This window comes from Agrobacterium pusense, assembly GCF_013285525.1.
Lineage (GTDB): Bacteria > Pseudomonadota > Alphaproteobacteria > Rhizobiales > Rhizobiaceae > Agrobacterium > Agrobacterium pusense.
The window spans coordinates 411,438-431,975 of record NZ_CP053858.1; the positions used below are offsets into that span (position 1 = coordinate 411,438).

Below are 20,538 nucleotides of genomic sequence, written 5' to 3' on the forward strand. Positions count from 1 at the left end.
GTGAGGAGGTTAAATTGCTCAAGGGAGTTGATCCGGTTTTGAATGCTGAACTTTTGTACGCCTTGATGCTGATGGGGCATGGCGATCAACTGGTTCTGTGCGACGTCAACCATCCGGCTCACACCATCGCTCGGCATACGAGCTACGGCCGCCTAATCGACGTTTCGGGATGTGGCCTCGAACGTGTAGCGGAAGCTGTTTTGAAACTGTTTCCTCTCGACACATTCGTCGCCGCACCGGTCAAGCGTATGCAGATAGTCGATGACCCAGATGGTCATTTGCCAATTTTCGACACCATGCAGGCTGTGGTCGATCGGGCCGAAGGTAGGCGCGTTCCCATAGAAGCACTGGAGCGCTTTGCATTTTACGAAGCCGCAAAACAATCGTTTGCGATTATCCGAACGTCCGACATGGGGCCATATGGATGCTTCATTTTTAGCAAAGGCGTCGTTTAAGTCCGGTCCGACAAAAATGACATCCAGCGAGGCACGCCGCGGCTTGACGACACCTTGTGGACGCCGAAGGGCGTCCAATCACGTAGAGACAGCCGGTCAAGCTCATAGCGGACGCTCCAGTTGTGATAGGCAGGAACATCAGTAATCGCGTTGAGCGCATCACCCGTGTCGGCTGCCGACTTGCCGACGGCCGGGGCGATATCGGGGATCAAGCGTGGATCGAAGGGCTTGGGAATGATGTGCTCGGTACTGAACGATAGCACTTCTCCCCCATAGGTATTGGCCAAGGTTTCATAGGCTCGACGTGTGCCAGCGCTGCAACGGCCGACACTGCCGCCACCTTCATATCTTCGTTGACTTCGGTCGCCTGACAGTCGAGCGCGCCACGCAAGATGTAGGGGAAACAGAGAAGATTGTTGACCTGATTGGTGAGGTCGCAGCGTCAGTGGCGATGATCGCATCGGCCGCGCGGCTTCCACAACGTGCGGCATGATTTTCAGATCCGGATTGGCCATGGCCAGAATGAGCGGATTGGCCAGCAGTTTCAGCCATCGGGCTTGAATACAGCAGGGGTGGATAGGCCCAGAAAGATATCAGCGCCTGCAATCACTTCGGCCAGCTTACGGTCATCGGTCCGATGGGCGAACCGGCGCATGTTGGGCAGCATCGGGTTATTGCGCTCGGCATGAACGACGCTGTTGATGTCGGTCAGCGTGATCTGCTCCGGATGACAATGATAGTCGAGAGCGGATTGGCGGACGTCGTCGATCATGCCGAAATTCTTCAAGAAACGGTGGGGAGCGGAATTAGCGCTCCCCACGAAACAACGCTATTCGGCGAGTTCGCGCATGACCTTGATCAGGTCGGACTTGCCTTCGAAGCCGATGCCCGGCAGTTCCGGCATCGTGATGTGGCCGTCGATGACTTTGACGCCATCGGGGAAACCGCCATAGGGTTGGAAGAGATCCGGGTAGCTCTCGTTGCCCCCAAGGCCGAGGCCAGCGGCAATGTTGAGCGACATCTGGTGACCGCCGTGCGGGATGCAGCGCGACGGCGACCAGCCGAACTGGCGCAGCACGTCGAGCGTGCGCAGGTACTCGACGAGACCGTAGGAGAGCGCGCAGTCGAACTGCAGGAAGTCCCGATCGGGGCGCATGCCGCCGTGGCGCAGCAGGTTGCGGGCATCCTGGTGAGAGAAGAGGTTCTCGCCGGTGGCCATCGGGCCATCGTAGAATTCGGAGATCGCTGCCTGCAGCGAATAGTCAAGCGGATCGCCGATTTCTTCGTACCAGAAGAGCGGGTATTCGCGCAGCATCTTGGCGTAGGCGATGCCAGTTTCGAGATCGAAGCGGCCGTTTGCATCTACAGCGAGCTTCGCCTCCGAACCGATTTCCTCAAGCACGGATTCGATGCGACCGCGGTCTTCGTCGATGGACGCGCCGCCGATCTTCATTTTCACGACATTGTAGCCTCGGTCGAGATAGCCGCGCATTTCCTTGCGCAGTGCGCTGTTGTCCTTGCCGGGGTAGTAGTAGCCGCCAGCCGCGTAGACGAAGACCCGTGGATTGGCTTCGCGGCCTTTCATATCCGCGAGATAGCGAAAGAGCGGCTTGCCCTCGATCTTGGCGACGGCGTCCCAGATCGCCATGTCTAGGGTGCCGACGGCGACAGAACGCTCGCCGTGTCCGCCTGGCTTCTCGTTCATCATCATCTTCGCCCAGATCTTGTGCGGGTCGAGATTGGTGCCAGCGTCGTTGATCAGTTCTGCCGGATCAGCTTCGAGAATACGGTCCTTGAACCGCTCGCGGATCAGGCCTCCCTGACCGTAACGGCCGTTCGAGTTGAAGCCGTAGCCGACGACGCGTCGGCCGTCCCTGACAACATCGGTCACGACCGCGACCAGACTGGCGGTCATCTTCGAAAAGTCGATATAGGCGTTGCGGATGGGTGACGCGATGGGTTTGGTAACTTCGCAGACATCTACGATGCGCATGTTAAATCTCCACTTTCACTATGCTGGTTTGATGGATTGATTAGTGTTGAACTTCGAGGGCGTGGCCTGGAGCCGTTATGTTGCGGGGAATGTCGCCGCGTTGCTCGGCGATGACGGCCTCGACGGTTGCCCGGTCGAGGGCGCCTTCCCACTTGGCGATGGCGATTGTTGCGACACCGTTGCCAATGAGGTTCACGACGGCTCGCGCCTCGTTCATGAAGCGATCAACGCCGAGCAGCAGCACTAGGCCGGCAATCGGAATAGCGTGGAAGCTCGATAGCGTGGCGGCAAGCGTCACAAAGCCCGCACCGGCAACCCCTGCTGATCCCTTCGACGTCAGAAGAAGGACGCCGAGGATCAGGAGTTGCCCCTCGAGCCCGAGCGGCGTGTTGGTGGCCTGCGCGACGAAGACGGCCGCCATCGTGAGGTAAATGCAGGTTCCATCGGCGTTGAACGTATAGCCGGTGGGAAGAACAAGTCCGACGACTGACTTCTTGCAGCCCAGACGCTCGAGCTTGACCATCATGCGCGGCAGAACGGCTTCCGACGAGCAGGTGGCAAGAACGATCAGGATTTCGTCCTTGAAGTAGCGGAAGAAGTGCAGCAGCGGAAAGCCCGACCATCGGGCGACAGTACCGAGAACAAAGACGACGAACAGGGCAGACGTCAGGTAGACGGCCAGCATGAGGTGGCCTAGCGACCAAAGTGTGCCGATCCCGTGCTTACCGATGGTGTAGGCCACGCCGGCCCCAGCGCCGATAGGAGCAAGCCGCATGACCATGCCGACGATGCGGAACAGGGCCAAAAGAAACGCATCGAGCACATCGAAGACAGGCTTGCCGCGTTCGCCGATCTGCAAGAGGGCGATACCGACGAGGACGGCCAGTAGAATGACCTGAAGCCTTGCTCCCTTGGCGAAGGCTTCGACCATGGTGGTCGGAATGATATTCATCACGAACTCGACAAACCCACCCTGCGACTGCGCGGTCTGCTGGTACTGCGAGATCGCACCGGCATCGAGCGTGCTGGCGTCGATGTTCATGCCTACGCCGGGCTGCATAATGTTGACGACGATGAGGCCGAGAACGAGGGCGATGGTCGAGACGACCTCGAAATAGATGAGTGCCCTCGCACCCGTCTTGCCGACTTCCTTGATGTCGCCCATCTTGGCAATCCCGAGCACGACGGTCGCAAAAATGACAGGCGCTAGAAGCATCTTGATGAGCTTGATGAAGCCATCGGCGAACGGCTGGAGTTTCGTAGCGAATGCCGGGAATACGAGCCCCACGACGATGCCGATGGCGATCCCGATGAGGACCTGGATGTATAGCTGTCCTAGCAACCGACGTGCCATGTTGACCCCCTCCTGATATTCCCTGCTGCACCTCCGCAGCGGTCGGACAAGACCGACTATTGCCGGTTTAATCGAGCAAGGTCGCCGCTTCCAATGCCTTAACGATCTGTATTGATGCCGTTCCGGCATTGCGTTGAGATTGTGGTCGTAGCGACTTTGTATGCTCTTATGCTAAATTCGCGGGAAATGAGAGGAAGTGACGCATACTGCCTCTCATAAGGATGAGGATAGGCAATGCCGATTGAGCTTGAACGTCGACCTCGAGGGCAGGCAAGGGGTGTCCATCACCCGAGGGTATCTGCAACGGCTTTTCCGCATGTGACGGTGTCCGCATCTCCGTCCAAGTCGCGTGTTCGAAGCCGCCGATCGGTGAGAACGGCCTCTATCCCGGACATGACGGCCGCGCTCGCATCAGGCTCACCCAAATGATCCAGCATCATTGCTGCCGACCAGATCTGGCCGATGGGGTTCGCGATCCCCTGCCCGGCAATGTCAGGGGCCGATCCATGGACAGGCTCGAACAGGGAGGGGAATTTCCGCTCAGGGTTGATGTTTCCTGAAGGGGCGATGCCGATTGTACCGGTGCAGGCAGGCCCAAGATCAGAGAGGATGTCGCCGAACAGGTTCGATGCGACGACCACGTCGAAGCGGTCCGGATTCAGTACGAAATGCGCACACAGAATATCGATATGGTATTTGTCCCACGTGATATCCGGATAGGCCTTTGCCATCTCCTCGACCCGTTCGTCCCAATAGGGCATCGAGATGGAAATGCCGTTTGACTTGGTCGCTGACGTCACCCGCTTCCGGGGCCGGGTCTGGGCGAGATCGAAGGCGAACTTCAGGATCCGGTCGACGCCGATCCGCGTCATCACCGTTTCCTGCAGGACCGTTTCCCGCTCGGTTCCCGGAAATATGCGGCCGCCGACCGAGGAATACTCGCCCTCTGTATTCTCTCGGACGACGTAGAAGTCGATATCGCCGGGGCCTCTGCCTGCCAGCGGCGAGGTCACGCCGGGCATCAGCCGCACGGGCCGCAAGCTGACATACTGGTCGAACTCGCGGCGGAACTGGATCAGCGAGCCCCAGAGCGAGATATGATCGGGAACGATCTCCGGCCAGCCGACCGCACCGAAGAAGATGGCGTCATGGCTGCCGATCTGCGCCTTCCAGTCTTCCGGCATCATTTGCCCGTGCTTCACGTAGTAATCGCAGGAAGCGAAGTCGAAGCTGTCAACCTGTAGTTCGAAGCCGAACTTTTTCGATGCTGCCTCCAGAACCCGGAGTCCTTCGGGCACAACCTCCTTGCCAATGCCGTCACCGGCGATGGAGGCGATCTTGTAGATGCGGTTGGTTCTGTTTTCCAAAGTATGCTCCAATTCGATCAGTCTTCCTCGACGAAGACCTGATTGCGACGTCTCGCGATGTTGGGGAGAAAGGCGATTACCAGCACTATGAGGGCGACCGCCAGAAGTCCCGCGCTGATGGGCCGCGTGACGAAGACAGAGACGTCACCGTGCGAAATCGTCATAGCCCTGCGAAGATGCTCTTCCAGCAGGGGACCGAGGACGAAGCCCAGCAGCATGGGCGCCGGCTCGAAATCCAGTTTCGACAGGGCGTAGCCGAAGATACCGAACGCCGCCATCACATAGAGATCGAAGGTGTTGGAATTGACGCTGTAGACGCCGATGGACGCAAAGGCGAGGATGGCCGGAAACAGCACCGTGTAGGGAACCGTCAGAAGTCTGACCCACAGGCCGATCAACGGCAGGTTCAGGATGACGAGCAGCAGGTTGCCGATCCACATCGAGGCGATCAATCCCCAGAACAACGTGGGTTGCTCAGTTGCGACCTGCGGGCCGGGCACGATGCCCTGAATAATCATCGCTCCGATCATGAGTGCCATGACGGGATTGGCGGGCACGCCGAGGGTCAGCATCGGGATGAACGATGTCTGCGCCCCGGCATTGTTTGCAGCCTCCGGACCGGCGACACCCTCGATCGCGCCATTGCCGAAGCGTTCCGGCGTCTTTGAGATCTTCTTCTCCAGCGCATAGGATGCGAAGGACGCCAGGATCGCACCGCCTCCTGGAAGAACGCCCAGAGCGGAACCAAGCAAAGTGCCCCGACACGCCGGGGCAATCATCGCTTTGAAATCCGCGCGACTTGGCCAGAGGCCCGCTACACGGCTGACGACGGCCGTTCGCTCGATCGTCGTCTCGAGGTTTCGCAGGATTTCAGCGATGCCGAAGAGACCGACAGCGACGGCGACGAAGTTCAAACCGTCCGCCAGTTCCGGTCGACCGAGCGTGAAACGCATCGCCCCGGTATTGATATCCGTTCCGACAAGACCGAAGACGAGGCCCATCGACACCATGGCGATCGTCTTCAGCACAGATCCGCGCGCAAGGACGATGGACGCGGCAAGTCCGAGTACCATTAGGCCAAAATACTCAGGCGAGCCGAATTTCAACGCGATTGAGGTCAGGGGCGGCGCAAGGGCGGCGACGACCACGGTTGCGATGGTTCCGGCAAAGAAGGAACTAAGCGCGGCGGCTGCAAGTGCTGGCCCCGCCCTGCCCTGCCGCGCCATCTGGTAGCCGTCCAGAGCCGTCACAGCTGATGAGGACTCGCCCGGCAGATTGATGAGGATCGCCGTCGTCGAGCCGCCATACTGTGCACCGTAATAGATGCCGGCGAGCATGATCAGGGATGTCTCGGGCGAGAGCGAAAGCGTGATCGGCAAAAGCATGGCAATTGTCGCTGTCGGACCAATCCCCGGGAGAACGCCGACGAGCGTTCCGAGCAGCGTGCCGACGAAGCAGAAGACAATGTTGTAAGGCGTGAGAGCAGCGCTCAGGCCCATCCCTAGATTCCCGATGAGGTCCATCATGGCTCAAACTCCCAACCAGGGGCCGATGAGACGGACGGGCAGCCCGAGACCGTAGTAGAACACGCCCAGACAGAACACTGTGATGCCCAGCGTAATGGCAAGAACTACGAGCGGTCTTTGCCCGGTCGCCGCGGTTGCGGCAGACAATGAGGTGAGCGCCACTGCAGGAACGAACCCCAGGCCACGGACGGTCAGGCCGAAGAGGATCGGGGCAACGATAATCGCGGCAAGAGCACGCAAGGGCGCGATCTGCGGGCGAAAAACTTCAGTGTCCCTGAGGGCCTTTGTTCCAATAACGGCGCCAATCACCGTAATGACGATCGACAGAATCAGGGGAAAATACCCAGGGCCCATTTTGAGCGCCGATCCGACGTCCATTGTAAATATGGACGAAATGCCGAATCCGATACCGACAGCGAGCAACGTGCCGGAAGCAGCAATGTTTTTAATATCCATGAAAGACCCCCGTTCGACTACGGGCTTTACCCCGCAGCCGAACCATCACCGTTAATCTGCAAACTGGCCGGCAGCCTTGATGATGGGATCCCACCGCTTGATTTCGCTATCGAGTTTGGTGCGAAGCGCCTCCTGCGTCGCCTGTTCTTTCGTCGCGGGCATGGTGGCGATCTGCGCGAAGCGTTCCTTCAAGGTAGCGTCGTCCATTGCAGCCTGGAGCGCCGACGTCAGCTTGTCGAGGACGTCTTTCGGGGTGCCCTTGGGCGCGTATACGCCATGCCAGACACCGACTTTGAATTCAGGCAATTCAGCCTCGGTGGTCGTCGGCACGTCAGGCAGTGTGGCAGCGCGTGTTTCACTTGTAATAGCGTATGCCTTGACTTGCTTTTGCGTAATCGGGCCGACGGTATTTGTGGCCTGGTCACAGGTCATATCGATCTGGCCACCAAGCAAATCCGTCATGATCGGGCCATTCCCCTTGTAGGGAACGGTCGTCATCTGCGTACCGATGGTTGACATGAACAACGTGCCGCAGAGATGGGACGCGGCTCCAATGCCAGCATGAGCATAGGTGACCTTGTTACCGTTCTGCTTGATGTAGGCGACGAGTTCCTGAAACGTCGACGTCGGGAACTCATTGCGCGCGATTACCGTCATCGCGGCGTCGCTGACGAGCCCGATCGGTTCAAACGCCTCCATGGGTTTATAGGGCAATTGCCGGTACAGTGCTGGGGCCGTCGCCATTCCGATATGGTGTACGAGGATCGTATAGCCGTCCGGATCTGCGTCCGCGACGCGTCGGGCACCGATTGTTCCGCCGGCGCCTGCGACGTTTTCAACGATGATTTGCTTACCGAGCGACTTGGACATTGCGTCTGCGGTCAGTCGGGCAATAGTGTCAGTTGGCCCACCCGCCGCATAGGGGACGACCATAAATATGTTGCGTTCCGGATAGTCTGCCGCAAAAACCGGGGTGACTGCTAGCGTAAATGCAGCTATTGTTGAAAGTAGCTTCATGTCTTCCTCCCATTTGCCGTCGTCTCCAACAACGGCACTCCTCAAAGCAACATTCGCGAACAAGCGATTGACGGTCCAATGCCGTTTCGGCTTCAATTGGTGCCGCAACTAAGGGGGGAAGATGGATACCGCCTGGCTTTTGGATTTGCGAGCTCTCGCTGACACCCTTAATTTTTCGAGGGCTGCGGAGATGCGCAACATTACCCAGCCCGCTTTCGGTCGCCGGATAAAGGCTTTCGAAGACTGGAGTGGATCCGTTCTGGTGGACCGATCGACGCACCGCATCAGGATCACGCCTGCGGGCGAAATCATGCTGGATGCCGCGAATGATATTCTTCAAAGGATTGAAAGGGCAACACAGGACTTGCGTCAGGAGCGATCCGCCACCGCAACCCTGACATTTGCGGCAACGCACGCTCTGTCCTTCACGTTTTTTCCGGGGTGGGTGCAAAGTCTGGGCTCATCGGTCGCCACCGTGCCGATCCGGCTCCTGTCAGACAATATGAACGAGTGCGAAAAGATGATGGCGGAAGGCAGAGCGCAGTTTCTGCTTTGCCACTTCCATCCGAACAGTGAAATTCGGTTGCATGAAGCCGATTTCAGATACGTGGAACTGGCCAGCGATGTTCTTCTTCCAGTGGCTCAGAAGAATAAAGAGGGATCGGCAAGCCATATACTGCCCGGCACGCCAACAGACCCTGTACCGCATATATCGTTCGATGAGAAATCGGGAATGGGCCGGATCCTCGCCGCCAACCTGCCTCATGTCGGAAGCGAACTGCATCTCGCACGCGTGTTCACATCTCACCTTGCAATGGTGTTGAAAGCGTTGGCACTCGAGGGAAAGGGTATCGCTTGGATACCCCGCAGCCTTGCTAATTCCGAGCTGGAGCCAGAAGGGAAGCTTGCAATCGCCGGCGACGAGAGGTGGATGGTACCGGTCAAGATTGTGCTGATCCGACCCCGATCACGGATGACGGAGCTGGCGGAAAATTTCTGGAAGAACGTCGAAAGTTTATCGAAACGAAAGCAGGGCTAAGGGGATCGATGTGCGCCCGCGGGGCGAGCTAAATGTTGATCCGCAAAGGACTAAGAATAATTGTAGAGGCTTTTACAACCCTGATTGAACTCATCCCTCAAAGGAAAAACCGACATGATGACTATGAATAGAGTGGTCCTTTGCACTTTGTTTTTTGGAGCAACCATGGTGACTAACACTCTTGCCCAAGATAGCAACAAGACGTCTTTGCCGGGCTACACCGAAGGTGCGCAGGTCGTTCGCGTCGAGAAAACACAAGGCCAGATCGATGCGATCGGTGGTGTTGTCTTCTCACAAATCAAACAAGTTCGCGCCGTTACCCAACTCGAAATGTCGCTTCTGGTGCCCCGGAACAATGATCTGAAACCCGCAATCGTCTATTTCCCGGGCGGCGGCTTCATCTCGGCGGACCATGAAAAATTCATCGATTTGCGGATGGCACTTGCCAAGGCGGGTTATGTGGTCGCAGCTGCGCAATATCGCACTGTTCCCAACAAATATCCGGCACTTGTCGAGGACGGCAAGGCAGCTATTCGCTATCTGCGCGAACATGCCGCCGAGTATGGTATCGACCCAAGCCGCATCGGCGTAATTGGCGACTCTGCTGGCGGATACGTGTCGCAGATGATGGGCATGACGAATGGCGAACAAATCTTCGACACCGGACAATTCCTTGACAAGTCCTCTAATGTGCAGGCGGCCGTAACGATGTATGGAATCTCCAACCTGCTTGAGATCGGCGAAGGCTTTCCAGGTGCGATCGCCAAAGTGCACGAATCGCCGGCGGTGACCGAGGCTCTGCTGGTGAATGGCCCCGCTTTTGCTGATTTCCCCGGTGCATCGATCGGCAGCGATCCCGAAAAGGCTTTGCAGGCAAGTCCCATGGGTCATCTCCAGGGCAGCAAGCCGCCCTTCCTGATCATGCATGGAAGCGCCGATACTCTCGTTTCACCAAGGCAGAGCGTGCAGCTTTTTGACGCCCTCAAGAAGAAGGGTGACAAGGTCGAATACGTTCTTGTGCAGGGCGCCGGTCATGGCGATCTTACCTGGTATCAGCCACCCATCATCGACCGGGTCGTAGAATGGTTTAAGTCCACTTTGGGCGAACCGATCAAGGGAAAGGTTGACGAGAAGGATTCTCGCGGCGGAAATCTTTGAACCGAGAACGATGGTGGCCTCTCAATTTACGTTGGAGGCAGAAGCAACTTTATTTCGGACGGCCCAGTCTTCTCGATCACACTGATCATTACGCCGCCACTCGCCAAATCGTCCCGGAGATTGCCGCCCAGATGACCTTGCCGCAAGGTGCACCCACAAAGGAATAACGAAGATGGCCTGCCTTTAAGCGACTTACCAAACTATTCGTCTTTCTGCCTTCAATTTTTAAGCCTTTGCGGATCGGCGACACCGCGGTCAAAGTAGCGCGAAGGCGTTGTCCCCAAGGCCTTACGGAACATTGTTATGAACGCGGTTGTCGATTCATAGCCGAGGGCATGGGAGACTTGCTGTACGGGAACGCCGTCGGACAGCTTAGAGACCGCGACAAGCAGATGGAGCTGCTGTCGCCATCGACCGAATGTCATCCCCGTCTCCTTGAATACCAAGCGGGCCAGCGTCCGCTCGCTGGTGGCGATCTTACATGACCACTTAGCAAGCGTTGTTCGGTCGGCCGGGTTCGCCATCAGCGCCTCTTGAATCGCTACCATCTTGGGGTGAGACGAAACGGGGAGCCTCAGTCCGCCCGTTGGCATTCCCTCAAGCTCTCTCAGCAATACTTTCATAACAAGAAGTTCGTGATCATCGGCGTTGCTCCCAACGCTCGTGCCAACGAGCCGCAGGACTAGCTCTCTCACCAATGGGGTGATCTCTAAGGTGCAACAATCAAGGGGCAGACAGGCGGCATCCTGCTTGACAAAGAGGATGCATAAGCGCGAGTGCGGAGATGCGGGGCTGCGATGCCGAAGACCGGCCGGAACCCATACGGCGCATCCGGAGGGGACTATCCATATCGAGCCGGGAACGTGGCACATTACCGTACCGCTCAGGGCTATGATGAGTTGCCCACTCGCGTGCTCGTGCAGCGGCAGCTCAGCCCAGTCCTGATCGTACCCGACAAGCAACGCCATCGCGGGTGTTGCGAACTCGACATCCCATGCGGCTGCCGACGGCGCCCGAAGAGGTGTTATTGGCATATTTTCGATATCAGTAGTCATTCTGGAGCATATCACGCCAACGATGGAAGCAGTACTAACGATGTCTGCGGGTATCTTCAACCTTAGCGCCATCGAATGGAGAGAATGACATCATGCGTATTGTTGCTTTAGAGGAGCATGTAATGCTCCCCGAGATGACCCAACGGATTCCAGCTTCGATTGCCGTAGAGGCCGGCTGGGTGCCATCGGGTGGGGATTGGGGGCCTGGACCTCTCAACGAGGCACTGGGCGATATACAGAATGGGCGCATCGATGCCATGATCCAGGCAGGGGTAACCCTGCAAGTGCTGTCTGTCATAGGTCCGGGTGCCGAATTGCTTGCCGGAGAAGAAGGCATAAGCTTCGCGCGTGATTACAACGATCGACTTGCCGCGGCGGTTGAAAGGCATCCAGATCATTTTGCGGCATTCGCTCATTTGCCTATGAAAGAACCAGCCGCTGCCGCGGACGAACTGGAGCGGTGCGTGGAAAAGCTCGGTTTTCGTGGTGCCTCTATCAATGGGACCACGGATGGTCTGTTCCTGGACGACCCGCGGTTCGCGCCGATCCTGTCACGGGCCGAGGCGCTCGCCTGTCCGCTATATATTCATCCCGGCCCCCCTCCACGTGCAGTGCGGGACGTTTATTATGGTGGATTGCCAAGCGAAATCTCATCATATCTGCTGTCGAACGCCGGCTTTGGCTGGCATTCAGAAGTAGCGATTCAAATTCTTCGCCTGGTGCTGTCCGGCGCACTCGACCGGAATCCAGGACTGAAGCTGATCATTGGTCACATGGGCGAGTTGCTGCCGATGCTGCTCAAACGCGTTGACGAGACTTTCGGAACGGTAGCGGAAACAGGACGGCAGCGTACCGTATCTGAAACTATTCTGGATCAGGTGTGGATTACGACCAGTGGCTTCTTCGACACGTCTGCTTTTCTTGCCGCGCTGACCGCATTCGGCACGGATCGCATCCTGTTTTCAATCGATTATCCCTACGCCACGAACGGCGCTGGCGTGGCGTTTCTGAACAACCTACCTGTCTCCAAGGCCGACAGAGCACGAATCGCCCACGGAAACGCCGACTCTCTACTCGGCCTATGAAACCCTCGATCAAGGAGCCGAACCGGTCGGCCCTTGATCAAATATGACGACCCGAAGGGGGCCGTTGTGTGCAACAGTAGACGAGATTCGCGTATCTACCTCCAGCAAAGGAAGTCGACAGATCTCTCCTAAAACACGAATATCACAGAGGTCAGCATGGGACGCTAACGTGCCAGCAACCTAGTCTGATCGCCAATGCCGCGCGGGATACGATCGACCGTCCACATGGTATCCGTCATGAAGCACCTCTCGATGGAAATTGATTAGCGGACGACCGATTGTTATTTTCGCTCCAGCCAGCCGTTTCGCAGAACGTCGCTAAGCACGTCCCGCGTATCTTCCTCTGCGAGCGAGGCTCCGCTTGCCCACGCGATCGCCAGTGCCCCCAAAAAAATATCCCGGCCGGTCACCGTTCGACGTGCGACCCCGCTTTGCTGTGCAGCATTCAGGATGCGCTCGGTCGTGGCGGTGACGGCATGGCAGGTAGGGGTGAGCGGAGACTCTTGACGGCACGCCGCGCGTAACGGCTCAGGCAATCCCTCATAAGCCACCATCCAGTCTCCCAAAGCGTCAATCCAGCGCTCGAGCACACGAGCTGGATCCGAATCCTGCGCTTCTATCTCGACGCGACGACGGTCCAATGCTTCATAATGATCAACCAGGAGCGCGGCGAGTAGAGCGTCCTTGTTCGGAAAATGGCGGTAGAGCGTGCCCGGCCCCACCTCGGCCAGCTTTGCGACAGCATCCATCGACACGTCAACACCGTTTGTTCGAAACGCCTGCCTGGCCACGTCGAGTATGTGAGCCCGGTTGTGTCGGGCGTCTCTGCGAGGCGCAGACGATTTCGGCAACATTTCCATATTTAACCTTTAACACTTGAACATCGGAGACACTCTCCGTATATGAGAATGAAAGCGGAGATGCTCTCCATATAGCGCACCACAGATCTTTTTAACAGGTTGTTCGGCGCAAACGAGGATGGAATGACAAGGCAGATGATAATTGGGATGCATCTGGGCAACGGTTACGGGAACCTCCCCGGCGCCTGGCGCGCATCCTCAGTGGAACCCAAGAGTTATACAAGTTTCGACGCTAAGGTACGCCACGCTCAGGCTGCCGAGCGGGGCAAGCTCCAGTTCCTGTTCCTTCCAGACGGCCCAACCCATGTCGCGGATATCGCCAATGAGCCGCCGAACTTCAACCTCGATGTGATGCTCACCTTGGCGGCCGTCGCGCGCGAAACCAGTCGGATTGGTCTCATTGCCACCGGCTCGACAACGTTCAACGAACCGTTCAACCTGGCGCGCCAGTTTAAAGCGCTGGATATTATGAGCCACGGACGGACAGGTTGGAATGCTGTCACTTCGAGCGGCGAAGATGTTGCTGCAAATTACGGAAGAAGCCTGCCGTCCAGCTCGGATCGCTATGGACGGGCGCATGAGACTGTCCAGCTGGTACAAGCGCTTTGGGGCAGCTGGGGCAAGGATGCCTGGGTGCACGACAAGGCAACTGGCCGGTTCGCGAATGCCGAACAGGTGGTTCCCATCAACTTGGGGGGCGAGTTCGTCGCCGCGCGCGGACCTTTGCACATTCCCCCTTCCGAGCAGGGACAACCCGTCATTTTCCACGCCGGCGGCAGTCCGAACGCTATTGAGCTCGCCGGCCGTTATGCAAATGGCGTCATTGGCGCTGCGTTCACGGTTGATGACGCGTACACGCAGCGCGCTGCTTTCCGTGCAGCGGCCGAACGCGCGGGGCGGGATCCGGACGAGCTCAAGTTCTTAGCCGGGCTGATGACGACGATCGCCTACGATCGACGGGAAGGTCTCGATCGCCGGATTGCATTGAGTGAACGCACCTTTCCTCAGCGGGCGGCGTATCTCGGTCATATGCTCGGCCTTCGCCTTGATCCTGCTCGGCTCGACGAGCCCTTATCGCCCGATCAGTTGGCCAAGGCGCGTCCATCGCCTGGCGATCCACGCTCGGCCCATGCGCTGAAGGTTGTACGTGAAGGTTGGACTATACGCGACGCTCTTGCGCACGGGGTTATCGACTACCATCCTGTCATTGTTGGACCCGCCATAGAGGCCGCTGACCACATGCAGGAGTGGTTCGAAGCAGAGGCTGTCGATGGCTTCTGGGTTTCCCCGGACATCTATGAGGACGGGATAGACGCTTTCGTCGACGGCGTGGTGCCGATCCTGCAGGATCGTGGGTTGTTTCACCGGGACTATGACGGCGTTACCCTGCGCGAGCACCTTGGCACTCCCGCACAATACGGGATCGACCCGCGCGTTACGCAGTGACGTCAATAACTATCAACACGCACACATCAATCGAAAGGATATGGACATGAAAATCGGCATCATCGGCGCTGGAAACATCGGCGCTACGATTGCGAAAAAACTGGCAGCGGCCGGGCATACGGTCAAGCTGGCGGGCTCGAAGGGCCCTGAAGACATCCGCGAGAAAGCTGAGGAGATCGGCACTATACCGGTCGCCGCTCAGGATGCGGTCAAGGACGTCGAGGCAATCATCCTCTCGATTCCGTTCGCGCAGATCCCTAATGTCGCTGGCCTGTTTGCACAAGTACCGGCGGATGTCATCGTGATCGACACCGGTAACTACTATCCCTTCCGCGACGGAAACATTGCGGAGATCGACGAGGGCAAGCCGGAAAGCATCTGGGCGAGCGAACAGCTTGGTCGGCCGGTGATCAAGGCGTTTAACGCGCTTCTCGCTGAAACGCTTACCAATGGTGGCGCCGAAGAGGGCACAGTCAACCGCATCGCGATCCCTGTCGCGGGCGATGACGCACGTGGAAAAGCGATTGCGAGTAAACTGGTGAACGAAACCGGCTTCGATGCGCTGGATGCCGGAGATCTCGCACACTCCTGGCGCCAGCAGCCAGGCACGCCCGCCTACTGCACGGAACTAACGTTGCCCGAACTCATAGACGCGCTGTCCAAAGCCGACAAGGCGAGCGCGCCGAAGAACCGCGATGCGCTCATCAAGAGCTTTATGGAAGAGACGTCGCCACTCAGTCACGGGCAAATTGTTGCCCGCAATCGTGAGGTCACTGCTCCAAAGTGATCCCCTGCGCCGGAGGCCGCGAGCGCCTCCGCCCTCCCGATCATTAATCGAGAGTAAGGTAGCAGACAAGTAAATCGGTACCTCCGGCCACGTAGGAGCTAAGGCGACGCGGCCTCTAAAGTTTACCTCGAACACTTCGAGGCCGGTCACAACCCCGGCCGGGACTTCATCGTCAACGTTCGCGGCCTCTTTACGCGGTTTGACTTGCCCCGGGACATACGATGGACGCCGCGGCCACGTTGCCGCAACCTAACGCGCGACAGAAGAGGAAAAGACAAATGAACGGCATTCTTGAAGGCAAAGTCGCACTGATCACAGGCGCCGGCTCCGGTATTGCTGCGGCTGCAGCAAGACTGTTCCACAGAGAGGGCGCCCGAATTGTGCTTGCCGATGTCAGTGGAAAAGAGGCGGAACTTGCCGCCGAACTTGGCGAGGGAGCAGTGGATTGCCGGGCCGACGTGAGCAAGAGTGACGATGTCCAGGCGATGATCGACATGGCCATCACGGAGTTCGGGCAACTGGACATCTTGTGCAATGTCGCCGGGATCACAGGTCCACAAGGATCGTTGGAGGACGCGCACGAGGAAGACTTCGACCGCGTAATTGCGGTCAACATCCGCGGCCTGCTCCTCACCACCAAGTACGCGCTTCCACATCTCGTCGCGGGGAATGGAGGAGCCATCGTCAACATCTCGTCGACCACAGCGCTCGTTGGAATGCCAGGTCTTGCCGTCTATTCTGCGACAAAGGGGGCAATCATTGCCATGACCCGTGTCATCGCCGCTGAATATGCGAGCAAGGGCGTTCGCGCGAATGTAATCTGCCCGGGTGGGATCGAGACCCCAATCTATCTGGAGCATCTTGCGAGAGATCCGGAGTCAGTAAGCAAGACCGTAAGCCTCATCCCAGCGGGTCGAGTCGGCAAGCCGGAAGAGATAGCACAGGCCATGCTGTTTCTCGCTTCGGGTGCATCGTCCTACATGACCGGTGCAGTCGTTCCCGTTGATGGAGGTCAGACGGCCGTCTGAATGCCAGTTCAATGACAAGTACATTTCAGTGCGTGACGAGATGCTCCCAAGCCGACCGCTGCGCCCAAACGATGAAAGTACCCAAACTGGGAGAGAAATTATGAGAAAAGGCCTGTTGCTTACATCGTTTGCAGTTCTGGCAAACGTTGCGGCCGAATTGCCTGCGCATGCTGGCGCGGACGAAAATTCCCTTCCTCTTAGCTGCGACGGGTCCATTGTAGCGAACTTCAAGCCTAATGCCGAAACCAAGGTGCTGCTTGTCAAAGCGTACAAGAAAGGTGATCCGTTTCCGGAACCGCCGCGGGAAAGCCGATTCGATCCCTCCGCACCGCCGATGATGGCCACCGCTGACCTTTGCCTGGTGAAGGTGCTCGTAGGTCCGGGGAATCCAGGTCCTGCGGACGCTCCGTCGACCTCCGCCGGTATCGGCATTGAAGTCTGGCTGCCAGCAAAAGGTATCTGGAACGGTCGCGTCCATGCCGTCGGCGGCTCCGGATGGGCAGGCACCGAGGAAGCAGACCCGACGAAAATATCTTCTTACACAATCTCCAATGACTTAAGCTCTGCACCGTTCATAGCCGGCAAGGAAGGCGCGGTGACCGCAAGCACCGATGCGGGGCATACTGGAGGCGTCATGAACGGCGCCTTTGCGATGAACCCCGACGGCACGATCAACAAACCGCTGTGGAATGACTTCGCGTCCCGCGCAATCCATCAGCAGGTCGTCATGGCGAAGGCGCTTGCCGAGGCATATTATGGCGCCGCAGCGAAATATACTTACTGGGACGGTCTTTCGACAGGTGGCCGTCAGGCACTGAAGCAGGCGCAACGCTATCCGGAGGATTTCGACGGCATCTTAGCCGTTGTGCCGGGATCAACTGGTCAAAGTTCCTGATTGCCAACGTCTATCCGCAGACCGTGATTCAACGCGATCTAGGCGGCCGTCATTTGACGCCCGACCAGCTTAACTTGGTCTCCAATATCGCGATTGAGGCTTGCGATTTAGTCGATGGCAAGCATCTCGGCTTCATCCTCGACAACGCCGCCTGCCGCTATGACCCAACGAAGGACCAAACTGTTCTCTGCACCGCCGACGGTGGCAGTAACCATACCGCTGCATGCCTTACGCGGAAGCAGGCGCTGGCGATAAACAAAATTTGGTATGGCATGACCTCCGACGGAAGCGTTCCGGATCCTGCGGTCGACAACGGGATCAGCGCGCTTACCGATAAGCGTAAATGGTATGGACCACCACGAGGTACGAGCCTGCTTGCTCTGGCAGGGGATGCCCCGTTCACCATTGCGGTTGATATGTTGGCACTTGTCCTCCAGGACCCTACGATGGCAACGCCGTCCTTCCAAAATGCGAAAGCGAACGGAACTGACGGTTGGAAGTCGATGAGCTACGAAAAGCTGGCTCAGGCATTCGACGCAGGGATCGCGCTGCAACCGCAATTTGGAGACATCAATACCGACGATCCGGACCTGACCGGTTTCAAAGCGCGCGGTGGGAAGCTGATCCATGTTCAGGCCATGAACGATGAACTGGTGCCGTATCTGGGGTCCGTCAACTATTATGAGCAAGTGTTGGCAACGATGGGTGGACTGTCGGGCGTCAACACCTTTTATCGCTTCTATCAAATCCCCGGCATGGCGCACGGTTCGAGAAACGGGACTGCCAATCTCGATGCAAACCCGCCGCTACCCAAGGCTCACAACGCGGAGCTTTACACCGTGTTGACTGATTGGTGGAGAAAAGAATTGAGCCCGGAAATACCATCCTTAAGTCGCTCAGCGACAAGCCCAGCGCCAAAAGCCTGCCGATGTGCGCCTTTCCGACAAAAATCACTCATGTCGGAGGCAGTGTAAATGAAGCAGGTAGTTATAAATGTCTGTAACCACCAAGACTGCTGCCTTCAAATCCAGGCAGCCTTTAGTGGCGAGTACCTCTCATATTACTGACCTGGAAACAAAGGAGAATCATATGAAAATCGGCATCATCGGAACCGGTCTGATCGGCGCAAATCTCGCAAGGAAATGGGTGGCTGCGGGTCACTCTGTTCGTGTGGCCAACGACTTCGATCCCAGTGCGCTTGATGATCTCGCCCACGAGACCGGTGCGCAGGCTGTGCCAGTCGCAGACGCTGTGAAGGACGTCGAGGTGATCGTCACGACGATCCCGCTTCACGCCATACCCTCGCTGCCCAGCGGCCTCTTCAAGACCGTGCCCAACGACGTCATTTTGGTCGATACCTCGAATTACTTCCCGGGACGCGACAGAACCATCGCTGCCATCGAGGCAGGCATGGTGGAGAGTCAATGGGTCGAGCAGCAGATCGGGCGTCCTATCATCAAGGCGTTTAACAATCAGCTTGCTTACACCCAGGCGCATGAGGGAAAGCCGGCGGGCACGCCCAGCCGCATCGCCATGTCAGTCTACGGCGACGATGCGATTGGTAAAACAAAGGTCATCGGCTTGATCGACGATCTTGGCTTCGACGGGATTGACGCTGGTCCTTTGGCAGAATCCTGGCGGCAGCAGCCAGGGACGCCTGCCTACTGTACCGAACTGACGGCACCAGAATTGAGGGCGGCGCTAGACAGGGCTGTCAAGAGTAGATCACCTAAACTGCGGGATCTCTCACTCAAGCGTCTTGAGTCCTTTGGCGAGGGATTTCTCGCCTCCCTCGGAAAGGGCGAATACACACTCGGGTATACAAGCAAAGACGTTGTTGAAATGTATCGAAAGCTTGAGCTGCAGAAAATTTAAAAAAAAAGATGAGAAGCTGTGAATGGCGAATCCGCCGAGATGTGACGTGGACTATGCCGCCATTCACAGTCTTAAGCTTTGAAAAACTCCTCAGCGATAAATTTAATCGAGGTCGTGGGCACGTTTGCGCCCGGGATCGACGCACACCAGCTTTGAACCATCAACAATAGAAGTGAAGATTTAAGGCGGCCCGTCGCCTAGGTGCAACACATGGGGCGTATCGTCGCTTCCGCGCGGAAACTGAGAGAGAATTAACCGGTGTTTGCTCGCGAGCGCTTGCTGGCTTTACTCGCGCTACGCTCCACGGCCCTCTTCTCACTGTGTACTTCGTCTTTGCGGGCCCGGCCTCCCGAACCCGCTTGAAGTCGATAATCCCGTCGAAGGAAGCCGGAGCGGTGATCCAAATCAGATCCGGAAAGTGGCTTTACTTAGACCACTCGCTCATCACCCTGCGGTCAGACCACCGTCGACGATCAACATGGTGCCGGTCACGAAGCTCGCCTCGTCGGATAGCAGCCAGCGAACAGCGAAGGCAATTTCATCCGGCTCAGCGAGGCGACCCATGGGGCTGGCCGCCATCATTATGTCCTCAAGCCCATCGAATGCATCCATCTGTCCTTGCATCATGGGTGTCCGGGTTGCGCCCGGTAGTACGGAGTTCACGCGAATACCGAGCTTGGCATAGTCAAGCGCCGCCGCCCTTGTCGCTGAAATCACACCGCCTTTTGCGGAGCAATAGTCGGCGCCGTTTGGGAAAGCCGCAATACCCGCTGTCGATGCGACATTGACGATGGACCCTTTGCCAGCGTCCAACATCGCCGGCACTTGCGCACGCGTGGCGTAAAAAACGCTACGAAGGTTGAGGGAGTAAACATCGCCGCCTCCAGCATAGGGTCGCCGCCGTATCGGAGCCGAATATGCGGGTTACGAGCGATCGCAAAAAGAATAAGTTCTTCCATGAAGCGAACGTAATCGGCTGATTGATCAGTTCGTGTCTCTCCCTGCCAATGCAGTGAGGATATCTCCCTCGATGAGAAGAGCATTCGCAAACGCGCGCTGTAGACGGGAAATCCAGTGGAGCCGACCCCGCTCGTTACGTGAACGTGTAGGAACCGAATAGAGGTCCACGGGATGAGACGGGA

19 protein-coding genes and 1 pseudogene are annotated in these 20,538 nt (G+C 57.5%); 9 read left to right on the forward strand and 11 right to left on the reverse strand.

Annotated features, from left to right (window positions below):
- Window positions 1–14: 14 nt before the first annotated feature.
- Window positions 15–455: an RbsD/FucU family protein gene (locus tag HQN82_RS25130; protein ID WP_111820919.1), complete on the forward strand. Its 441-nt coding sequence runs from the start codon at window positions 15–17 to the stop codon at window positions 453–455.
- On the opposite strand, the gene HQN82_RS25135 is transcribed toward HQN82_RS25130, so the two are convergent.
- From HQN82_RS25135 to HQN82_RS25170, 8 genes are all read right to left on the reverse strand, one after another.
- Window positions 452–742 (reverse strand): hypothetical protein, encoded by a 291-nt coding sequence (locus HQN82_RS25135; protein WP_173616335.1) that lies wholly within the window; start codon window positions 740–742, stop codon window positions 452–454. The two genes, HQN82_RS25130 and HQN82_RS25135, sit on opposite strands and share 4 nt — an antisense overlap.
- Before the next feature lie 257 nt (window positions 743–999).
- Window positions 1,000–1,227 carry a hypothetical protein gene (locus tag HQN82_RS25140; RefSeq protein WP_173616336.1) on the reverse strand — a complete coding sequence of 76 codons (228 nt, stop codon included), beginning with the start codon at window positions 1,225–1,227 and terminating at the stop codon, window positions 1,000–1,002.
- 57 nt (window positions 1,228–1,284) lie between these two features.
- Window positions 1,285–2,448, reverse strand: a complete 1,164-nt coding sequence (locus HQN82_RS25145; protein WP_173616337.1) for a mandelate racemase/muconate lactonizing enzyme family protein — start codon at window positions 2,446–2,448, stop codon at window positions 1,285–1,287.
- Between the two features lie 40 nt (window positions 2,449–2,488).
- The gene (gene dctA / locus HQN82_RS25150; protein ID WP_173616338.1) at window positions 2,489–3,802 is read right to left on the reverse strand and encodes a C4-dicarboxylate transporter DctA; all 1,314 of its coding nucleotides are present in this window, start codon (window positions 3,800–3,802) and stop codon (window positions 2,489–2,491) included.
- Window positions 3,803–4,086: 284 nt separating this feature from the next.
- On the reverse strand, window positions 4,087–5,169 hold the full coding sequence (locus tag HQN82_RS25155; RefSeq protein ID WP_173616339.1) for a tartrate dehydrogenase: 1,083 nt from the start codon (window positions 5,167–5,169) through the stop codon (window positions 4,087–4,089).
- 17 nt (window positions 5,170–5,186) lie between these two features.
- Window positions 5,187–6,692: a tripartite tricarboxylate transporter permease gene (locus HQN82_RS25160; protein ID WP_173616417.1), complete on the reverse strand. Its 1,506-nt coding sequence runs from the start codon at window positions 6,690–6,692 to the stop codon at window positions 5,187–5,189.
- 6 nt (window positions 6,693–6,698) lie between these two features.
- The gene (locus tag HQN82_RS25165) at window positions 6,699–7,151 is read right to left on the reverse strand and encodes a tripartite tricarboxylate transporter TctB family protein (protein ID WP_173616340.1); all 453 of its coding nucleotides are present in this window, start codon (window positions 7,149–7,151) and stop codon (window positions 6,699–6,701) included.
- A gap of 51 nt (window positions 7,152–7,202) precedes the next feature.
- On the reverse strand, window positions 7,203–8,168 hold the full coding sequence (locus HQN82_RS25170) for a tripartite tricarboxylate transporter substrate-binding protein (protein ID WP_173616341.1): 966 nt from the start codon (window positions 8,166–8,168) through the stop codon (window positions 7,203–7,205).
- A 121-nt stretch (window positions 8,169–8,289) separates the two neighbouring features.
- On the opposite strand from HQN82_RS25170, the gene HQN82_RS25175 reads away from it, so the two are divergent.
- Window positions 8,290–9,207: a LysR substrate-binding domain-containing protein gene (locus tag HQN82_RS25175; RefSeq protein ID WP_173616342.1), complete on the forward strand. Its 918-nt coding sequence runs from the start codon at window positions 8,290–8,292 to the stop codon at window positions 9,205–9,207.
- Between the two features lie 165 nt (window positions 9,208–9,372).
- On the forward strand, window positions 9,373–10,365 hold the full coding sequence (locus HQN82_RS25180; RefSeq protein ID WP_234904973.1) for an alpha/beta hydrolase: 993 nt from the start codon (window positions 9,373–9,375) through the stop codon (window positions 10,363–10,365).
- Window positions 10,366–10,583: 218 nt separating this feature from the next.
- Here HQN82_RS25180 and HQN82_RS25185 read toward each other — a convergent pair whose 3' ends face one another.
- Window positions 10,584–11,420: an AraC family transcriptional regulator gene (locus HQN82_RS25185; protein ID WP_234904935.1), complete on the reverse strand. Its 837-nt coding sequence runs from the start codon at window positions 11,418–11,420 to the stop codon at window positions 10,584–10,586.
- Between the two features lie 92 nt (window positions 11,421–11,512).
- On the opposite strand from HQN82_RS25185, the gene HQN82_RS25190 reads away from it, so the two are divergent.
- Window positions 11,513–12,505 (forward strand): amidohydrolase family protein, encoded by a 993-nt coding sequence (locus HQN82_RS25190; protein WP_173616343.1) that lies wholly within the window; start codon window positions 11,513–11,515, stop codon window positions 12,503–12,505.
- Between the two features lie 281 nt (window positions 12,506–12,786).
- On the opposite strand, the gene HQN82_RS25195 is transcribed toward HQN82_RS25190, so the two are convergent.
- Window positions 12,787–13,254 (reverse strand): TetR/AcrR family transcriptional regulator, encoded by a 468-nt coding sequence (locus tag HQN82_RS25195; protein ID WP_245304910.1) that lies wholly within the window; start codon window positions 13,252–13,254, stop codon window positions 12,787–12,789.
- Between the two features lie 234 nt (window positions 13,255–13,488).
- On the opposite strand from HQN82_RS25195, the gene HQN82_RS25200 reads away from it, so the two are divergent.
- From HQN82_RS25200 to HQN82_RS25220, 5 genes and pseudogenes are all read left to right on the forward strand, one after another.
- Window positions 13,489–14,811: an NtaA/DmoA family FMN-dependent monooxygenase gene (locus tag HQN82_RS25200; protein WP_173616344.1), complete on the forward strand. Its 1,323-nt coding sequence runs from the start codon at window positions 13,489–13,491 to the stop codon at window positions 14,809–14,811.
- Window positions 14,738–15,598 (forward strand): NADPH-dependent F420 reductase, encoded by an 861-nt coding sequence (locus tag HQN82_RS25205; RefSeq protein WP_173616345.1) that lies wholly within the window; start codon window positions 14,738–14,740, stop codon window positions 15,596–15,598. The genes HQN82_RS25200 and HQN82_RS25205 overlap by 74 nt, the downstream gene beginning before the upstream one ends.
- A 278-nt stretch (window positions 15,599–15,876) precedes the next feature.
- Window positions 15,877–16,626, forward strand: coding sequence for an SDR family NAD(P)-dependent oxidoreductase (locus HQN82_RS25210; protein ID WP_173616346.1), 750 nt, complete (start codon window positions 15,877–15,879; stop codon window positions 16,624–16,626).
- Window positions 16,627–16,963: 337 nt separating this feature from the next.
- A pseudogene (locus HQN82_RS25215) lies at window positions 16,964–18,495 on the forward strand (tannase/feruloyl esterase family alpha/beta hydrolase).
- A 115-nt stretch (window positions 18,496–18,610) separates the two neighbouring features.
- Window positions 18,611–19,396: an NADPH-dependent F420 reductase gene (locus HQN82_RS25220; RefSeq protein ID WP_173616347.1), complete on the forward strand. Its 786-nt coding sequence runs from the start codon at window positions 18,611–18,613 to the stop codon at window positions 19,394–19,396.
- Between the two features lie 444 nt (window positions 19,397–19,840).
- Here the strand turns inward: HQN82_RS25220 and HQN82_RS25225 are convergent, their stop codons facing one another.
- Window positions 19,841–20,212 (reverse strand): SDR family NAD(P)-dependent oxidoreductase, encoded by a 372-nt coding sequence (locus HQN82_RS25225; protein ID WP_234904937.1) that lies wholly within the window; start codon window positions 20,210–20,212, stop codon window positions 19,841–19,843.
- Window positions 20,213–20,538: the final 326 nt, after the last annotated feature.

What these genes read in the sequence shown, in the direction of transcription:
- HQN82_RS25195 (WP_245304910.1), bottom strand. Translation starts at nt 13,254, where the DNA reads ATGGATGCTGTCGCAAAGCTGGCCGAGGTGGGGCCGGGCACGCTCTAC.
- HQN82_RS25190 (WP_173616343.1), top strand. Translation starts at nt 11,513, where the DNA reads ATGCGTATTGTTGCTTTAGAGGAGCATGTAATGCTCCCCGAGATGACC.
- HQN82_RS25185 (WP_234904935.1), bottom strand. Translation starts at nt 11,420, where the DNA reads ATGACTACTGATATCGAAAATATGCCAATAACACCTCTTCGGGCGCCG.
- HQN82_RS25175 (WP_173616342.1), top strand. Translation starts at nt 8,290, where the DNA reads ATGGATACCGCCTGGCTTTTGGATTTGCGAGCTCTCGCTGACACCCTT.
- HQN82_RS25205 (WP_173616345.1), top strand. Translation starts at nt 14,738, where the DNA reads ATGACGGCGTTACCCTGCGCGAGCACCTTGGCACTCCCGCACAATACG.
- HQN82_RS25170 (WP_173616341.1), bottom strand. Translation starts at nt 8,168, where the DNA reads ATGAAGCTACTTTCAACAATAGCTGCATTTACGCTAGCAGTCACCCCG.
- HQN82_RS25145 (WP_173616337.1), bottom strand. Translation starts at nt 2,448, where the DNA reads ATGCGCATCGTAGATGTCTGCGAAGTTACCAAACCCATCGCGTCACCC.
- HQN82_RS25210 (WP_173616346.1), top strand. Translation starts at nt 15,877, where the DNA reads ATGAACGGCATTCTTGAAGGCAAAGTCGCACTGATCACAGGCGCCGGC.
- dctA (WP_173616338.1), bottom strand. Translation starts at nt 3,802, where the DNA reads ATGGCACGTCGGTTGCTAGGACAGCTATACATCCAGGTCCTCATCGGG.
- HQN82_RS25225 (WP_234904937.1), bottom strand. Translation starts at nt 20,212, where the DNA reads ATGTTGGACGCTGGCAAAGGGTCCATCGTCAATGTCGCATCGACAGCG.
- HQN82_RS25180 (WP_234904973.1), top strand. Translation starts at nt 9,373, where the DNA reads ATGGTGACTAACACTCTTGCCCAAGATAGCAACAAGACGTCTTTGCCG.
- HQN82_RS25140 (WP_173616336.1), bottom strand. Translation starts at nt 1,227, where the DNA reads ATGATCGACGACGTCCGCCAATCCGCTCTCGACTATCATTGTCATCCG.
- HQN82_RS25220 (WP_173616347.1), top strand. Translation starts at nt 18,611, where the DNA reads ATGAAAATCGGCATCATCGGAACCGGTCTGATCGGCGCAAATCTCGCA.
- HQN82_RS25200 (WP_173616344.1), top strand. Translation starts at nt 13,489, where the DNA reads ATGACAAGGCAGATGATAATTGGGATGCATCTGGGCAACGGTTACGGG.
- HQN82_RS25160 (WP_173616417.1), bottom strand. Translation starts at nt 6,692, where the DNA reads ATGGACCTCATCGGGAATCTAGGGATGGGCCTGAGCGCTGCTCTCACG.
- HQN82_RS25165 (WP_173616340.1), bottom strand. Translation starts at nt 7,151, where the DNA reads ATGGATATTAAAAACATTGCTGCTTCCGGCACGTTGCTCGCTGTCGGT.